This is a genomic window from Clostridium sp. AF22-10, assembly GCF_003478725.1.
Taxonomy (GTDB): Bacteria; Bacillota; Clostridia; order Lachnospirales; family Lachnospiraceae; genus Otoolea; species Otoolea fessa.
This window is the reverse complement of record NZ_QUFZ01000028.1, coordinates 21,953-28,230: the sequence shown is the minus strand read 5'-3', so window position 1 is coordinate 28,230 and position 6,278 is coordinate 21,953. Positions and strand designations below refer to the sequence as shown.

The following is a 6,278-nucleotide window of genomic DNA, read 5'->3' as shown; positions in this document are numbered from 1 at the left end:
TATTACACAAAAAGGCACTAACGTGCCAATGATGCGCACTCGCGCGAAGCAGAAACATGTCGCAAGCGACCGCGCTCGGCGCGAGAATGTGCCAAGGCACATTCTTTTTTATTTTGCAGATAACCCCAGGTTATAGAATAAATTCCAAATTGCTATATGGGGAATACCCGTTTTCCTTTGTCAGAAGATTGCAAAATAGGACGGAATCCGATATGATAAAAAGTAACCGTTTGAAACAAGGGAGGTATTTTATTATGAATTGCAATATTACTGTGATTCCGGGCGACGGAATCGGACCGGAGATTGTGAGAGAGGCATGCGGCGTACTGGACAAGGTAGGCGCCGTCTACGGTCATACATTTAATTATACAAAAATCCTGATGGGCGGCTGCTCCATCGACGAGTACGGCGTACCGCTGACCGATGAGGCACTGGAGACCGCGAAAAAGAGTGATTCCGTCCTGCTCGGTGCAGTCGGCGGCAACGTGGGAAATTCCCGCTGGTACGATGTAGCTCCGAACCTGCGTCCGGAGGCCGGTCTTCTTGCCATCCGTAAAGGTCTGGGACTGTTCGCGAATATCCGCCCGGCATACCTCTACAAAGAGCTGGCAGATGCCTGCCCGTTAAAGAAAGAGATCATCGGCGACGGCTTCGATATGGTTATCATGCGTGAGCTGACCGGCGGTCTGTACTTCGGCGACCGTTACACGAAGGAGATTGATGGCGTGACGACCGCGGTAGATACCCTGACCTACAATGAAAATGAGATCCGCCGGATCGCAATCAAGGCATTCGATATCGCGATGAAGCGCCGCAAGAGCGTTATTAGCGTCGATAAGGCAAACGTACTGGATTCCTCCCGCCTGTGGAGAAAGGTAGTCGAGGAAGTTGCTAAAGATTATCCGGAAGTTACCCTGACCCATATGCTGGTTGATAACTGCGCGATGCAGCTTGTCATGAATCCGGGACAGTTCGACGTGATCCTGACTGAGAACATGTTTGGCGATATCCTTTCTGACGAGGCAAGCATGATTACCGGCTCCATCGGTATGCTGTCTTCGGCCAGCTTAAACGAGGGCAAATTTGGTCTCTACGAGCCGAGCCACGGTTCCGCACCGGACATCGCGGGCAAGGACATCGCAAACCCGATTGCAACTATTCTTTCCGCAGCGATGATGCTCCGCTATTCCTTTGATCTGGACAAGGAAGCAAAATCCGTCGAGGACGCCGTACAGCAGGTACTGACCGAGGGCTACCGTACCGTGGATATCATGGCGGATGGCTGCAAGCAGGTTGGAACCGTTGAGATGGGCAGGCTGATCTGTGAGAGAATCTGTGAGAGAATTAAATAGAAAGATTGCAAAAATTCCATAAATGCGATAAAATCAAAGATAAACGTAAAAACCGCCCCTGTCACCAGGGGCGGAGGTCGTCGAAAGAGATAGAAGGAGACGAAAAGATGAAAAGTGATGCAGTAAGAAAAGGGATGCAGCAGGCACCTCACCGTTCTTTGTTTAATGCACTCGGTATGACGGAAGAGGAGATGAACAAACCTCTCGTCGGTATCGTAAGTTCTTATAATGAGATTGTTCCGGGACACATGAACCTGGACAAGATTGTAAATGCCGTGAAGCTGGGTGTAGCGATGGCTGGCGGCACACCGGTTGTATTTCCGGCGATCGCAGTCTGTGATGGTATCGCTATGGGACATGTCGGCATGAAATATTCTCTGGTTACCCGTGATCTGATCGCAGATTCCACCGAATGTATGGCGCTGGCACATCAGTTCGATGCGCTGGTTATGGTTCCAAACTGTGATAAAAACGTACCGGGACTTCTGATGGCAGCAGCCCGCGTCAATGTACCGACTGTATTTGTCAGCGGCGGTCCGATGTTAGCCGGTCATGTAAAGGGACAGAAGAGAAGTCTTTCCAGCATGTTCGAGGCAGTTGGTTCCTACGCAGCAGGCACCATGACGGAAGAAGATGTGAAAGAATTCGAATGTAAGGTCTGCCCGACCTGCGGTTCCTGTTCCGGTATGTACACCGCCAACAGCATGAACTGCTTAACAGAGGTACTCGGCATGGGCCTTCAGGGCAACGGTACGATCCCGGCAGTTTACTCCGAGCGAATCAAACTGGCAAAACACGCTGGTATGAAGGTTATGGAGATGTATGAGAAAAACATCCGTCCGAGAGATATTATGACAGAAAAGGCATTTTTAAATGCACTGACCGTGGATATGGCACTCGGATGTTCTACCAACAGTATGCTGCATCTTCCGGCGATTGCACATGAGGCAGGCGTAGACCTGAACATGGAGCTGGTCAATGAGATGAGCAAGCGCACTCCGAACCTGTGCCATCTGGCGCCGGCAGGTCCGACCTACATGGAGGATCTGAACGAGGCAGGCGGCGTGTATGCGGTTATGAATGAGCTGTCCAAGAAGAACCTTCTGAATCTGGACTGCATGACCGTAACCGGCAAGACCGTTGGCGAGAATATCAAGGGCTGTGTCAACAAGAATCCGGAGGTTATCCGACCGATCGACAATCCGTACAGCCAGACTGGCGGTATCGCGATCCTGAAAGGAAACCTGGCACCGGATACAGGCGTTGTAAAACGTTCTGCCGTTGCACCGGAGATGCTGGTACATCAGGGACCGGCGCGTGTGTTTGACTGTGAGGAAGACGCGATTGCAGCGATCAAGGGCGGCAAGATTGTGGCTGGCGATGTTGTTGTCATCCGTTACGAGGGACCGAAGGGCGGTCCGGGCATGCGTGAGATGCTGAACCCGACTTCTGCCATCGCAGGTATGGGACTTGGTTCCAGCGTAGCTCTGATCACAGACGGACGTTTCTCCGGCGCATCCAGAGGTGCATCCATCGGACACGTTTCTCCGGAGGCGGCAGTCGGCGGACCGATCGCGCTGGTTGAGGAAGGCGATATTATTTCCATTGATATCAATAATAACTCCCTGAACGTACTCGTATCTGACGAGGAGCTGGCAGAGAGAAGAAAGAAATGGCAGCCGAGAGAACCGAAGGTTACGACCGGATACCTGGCACGTTACGCAGCGCTTGTAACGAGCGGAAACCGGGGCGCAATCCTGGAGGTTCCGAAGACACAGAAGTAATCATTGCGGGCTTCAGACAGGTGCTTTTGAGACGGAAAGTACTGCTTGATGCAAAAAGGCAGTGGATGGGACGATTTATCAGGCTGCCCCTACAGAGAGCTTGACAGCGCGACAGACGCTTTCGGAAGCTTTGCGGGGATATGTACTCTCGGAGTTTTTCAGCCCCGCTTTTGCGGTTGATGAAAGCCCGGGAGTATATGCATTTAAAATGGTTTTTAAGGAAGGAAAGCAGGTTAGACAGATGAAGACATTGACAGGAGCAGAGATTGTCATTGAATGCTTGAAAGAGCAGGGGGTAGACACGGTGTTCGGTTATCCGGGCGGCGCGATCCTCAACATTTATGATGCACTTTATAAACACAAGGATAAAATCACCCATATTTTGACCTCTCATGAACAGGGAGCGTCCCACGCGGCAGACGGCTACGCGAGAGCAACCGGTAAGGTCGGTGTGTGTATGGCGACATCTGGTCCGGGAGCTACAAACCTGGTTACGGGTATTGCAACGGCTAACCTGGATTCCATTCCGATGGTAGCCATCACCTGTAATGTAACGACAGGGCTTCTTGGAAAAGACAGCTTCCAGGAGATCGACATTCTGGGTGTTACCATGCCGATCACGAAATATAATTTTATCGTAAAGGATGTCACGAAGCTGGCAGATGTGATCCGTCGTGCGTTCGTGATTGCTAAGAGTGGCCGTCCGGGTCCGGTTCTGGTGGATATCACCAAGGATGTGACGGCAGCGGCCTGCGAGTACGAGCCGAAGGAACCGCAGCCGATCGAGCGCGAGACAGAGCTGATCCGTGAGGAAGACATGGAAAAGGCGATCGAGATGATCAAGGCGGCGAGAAAACCGTTTATTTTTGTCGGCGGCGGTGCAGTGGCATCGGATGCTGCCAATGAATTAAGTGCATTTGCACATAAAATTCAGGCGCCGGTGGGTGACAGCCTGATGGGTAAAGGTGCATTTGACGGAACCGATGTCCTTTATACCGGTATGATCGGTATGCACGGAACCAAGACATCCAACCTCGGTGTGGCAGAGTGCGATCTGCTGATCGTTGTAGGCGCGCGTTTCAGTGACCGTGTTGTGGGCGATCCGAACCATTTTGCAACCAATGCAAAGATTTTACACATAGATATCGATCCGGCGGAGATCAACAAAAACATCCAGACCGATGCGAGCATTATTGGTGATGTCAAGATTATTCTGCGTAAGCTAAACGCGCGTCTGGATCCGATGAACCATGACGAGTGGCTGAGCCACATTGAGCGTCTGAAAGATATGTACCCGCTCCGCTACAACAAGGAAGTTCTGACCGGTCCGTATATCATGGAAGAGATCTACAAGGTAACCGGCGGCGATGCGATCATCTGTACCGATGTCGGACAGCATCAGATGTGGGCGGCACAGTATTATAAATACAAACGTCCGAGACAGCTTCTGACCTCCGGCGGTCTGGGCACGATGGGCTACGGTCTGGGCGCAGCGATTGGTGCGAAGATGGGCTGCAAGGATAAGACGGTTATCAATATTGCCGGAGACGGCTGTTTCCGTATGAACATGAACGAGATTGCGACGGCAACCCGCTACAACATTCCGGTTATCGAGGTTGTATTTAACAACCATGTTCTGGGTATGGTGCGCCAGTGGCAGACCCTGTTCTATGGAAAACGCTATTCCCAGACGGAGCTTTACGATCAGATGGATTTCGTCAAGGTGGCAGAGGGCATGGGCGCGAAAGCATACCGTATCACGAAGAAAGAGGATGTGGAGCCGGTGCTGCGCGAGGCGATCAGCTTAAATATCCCGGTTATGATCGAGTGTCAGATCGGCAGCGATGACAAGGTATTCCCGATGGTTCCGGCTGGAAAACCCATCGAGGAAGCGTTTGATGAGATTGACTTACGCATCGAATAGTTGTAAAATGGGGGCTATTATCACATTTTTGTGTAAGACAGGAGGAGATTTATTATGAGCAGAGTCTATAACTTTTCGGCAGGTCCGGCAGTGCTTCCGGAGGAGGTACTGAGAGAGGCAGCGGCAGAGATGCTGGATTACCAGGGCAGCGGTATGTCCGTCATGGAGATGAGCCACCGCTCCAAGGATTTCCAGGCCATCATTGATGATGCAGAGAAGGATCTGCGCGAACTGATGCAGATTCCGGACAATTACAAAGTATTATTCGTACAGGGCGGCGGCAATATGCAGTTCGCCATGGTTCCGATGAACCTGTTCAAAAATAAGGTGGGGGATTACATCATCACCGGACAGTGGGCAAAGAAAGCATATCAGGAGGCAAAGATGTTTGGTACTGCCAACGCGATTGCATCCAGCGCTGACAAGACCTTTTCCTACATCCCGGATTGTTCGGACCTTCCAGTGGATGAGGATGCAGATTACGTGTATATCTGCTTAAATAACACTATTTACGGAACCGTATACCATGAGCTTCCGAACACCAAGGGCAAGACACTGGTAGCAGACATCTCCTCCTGTTTCCTGTCAGAGCCGCTGGATGTGAGTAAGTTTGGTATTCTCTGGGGTGGTGTCCAGAAGAACGTAGGTCCGGCTGGTATGGCGATCGTCATCATCCGCGAGGATCTGATCACCGAGGATGTTCTTCCGGGAACACCAACCATGCTGCGCTACAAAACATACGCAGACAATGACTCTCTGTACAACACACCGCCTACATACACCATCTATATGTGCGGCAAGGTATTTAAATGGCTCAAGAAAATGGGCGGTTTAAGTGCCATGAAGGAGCGCAACGAGAAGAAGGCGAAGATCCTTTACGATTTCCTCGATGAGAGCAAGCTCTTCAAGGGAACCGTTGAGAAAAAAGACCGTTCCCTGATGAACGTACCGTTCGTCACCGGCGATGCAGATCTGGATGCCCTGTTTGTCAAGGAAGCCAAAGAGGCAGGTTTTGTGAACTTAAAAGGTCACCGTACCGTCGGCGGTATGCGTGCCAGCATCTACAATGCAATGCCGATCGAGGGCGTTGAGAAATTAGTTGCTTTCATGCGCGAATTTGAGAAAAAACATACAAATTAATCAATTTTAAAATTTATGCCATTGCTGCGGCGAAAGGGAGGGGGAATCCGTTCCTTTCTGCTGCAGCAGTGGACTTTT

4 protein-coding genes are annotated in these 6,278 nt (G+C 51.0%); all 4 read left to right on the top strand.

Annotated elements, in window-relative coordinates; translation table 11 throughout:
• The first annotated feature begins 254 nt into the window (after positions 1-254).
• The 4 genes from leuB to serC all read left to right on the top strand — a co-directional run bounded on the left by leuB (position 255) and on the right by serC (position 6,200).
• A complete protein-coding gene (leuB, locus tag DWX91_RS14555) occupies positions 255-1,352 on the top strand; it encodes a 3-isopropylmalate dehydrogenase (RefSeq protein WP_118472939.1) in 1,098 nt (365 codons plus the stop codon).
• 107 nt (positions 1,353-1,459) lie between these two features.
• Complete coding sequence (gene ilvD / locus DWX91_RS14550; RefSeq protein ID WP_107001470.1) at positions 1,460-3,136, top strand: dihydroxy-acid dehydratase; 1,677 nt, start codon at positions 1,460-1,462, stop codon at positions 3,134-3,136.
• Between the two features lie 241 nt (positions 3,137-3,377).
• Entirely contained in the window at positions 3,378-5,060 is a 1,683-nt protein-coding gene (ilvB, locus tag DWX91_RS14545) for a biosynthetic-type acetolactate synthase large subunit (RefSeq protein WP_118469416.1), read from the top strand.
• A gap of 54 nt (positions 5,061-5,114) precedes the next feature.
• On the top strand, positions 5,115-6,200 hold the full coding sequence (serC, locus tag DWX91_RS14540) for a 3-phosphoserine/phosphohydroxythreonine transaminase (protein ID WP_107001472.1): 1,086 nt from the start codon (positions 5,115-5,117) through the stop codon (positions 6,198-6,200).
• Positions 6,201-6,278: the final 78 nt, after the last annotated feature.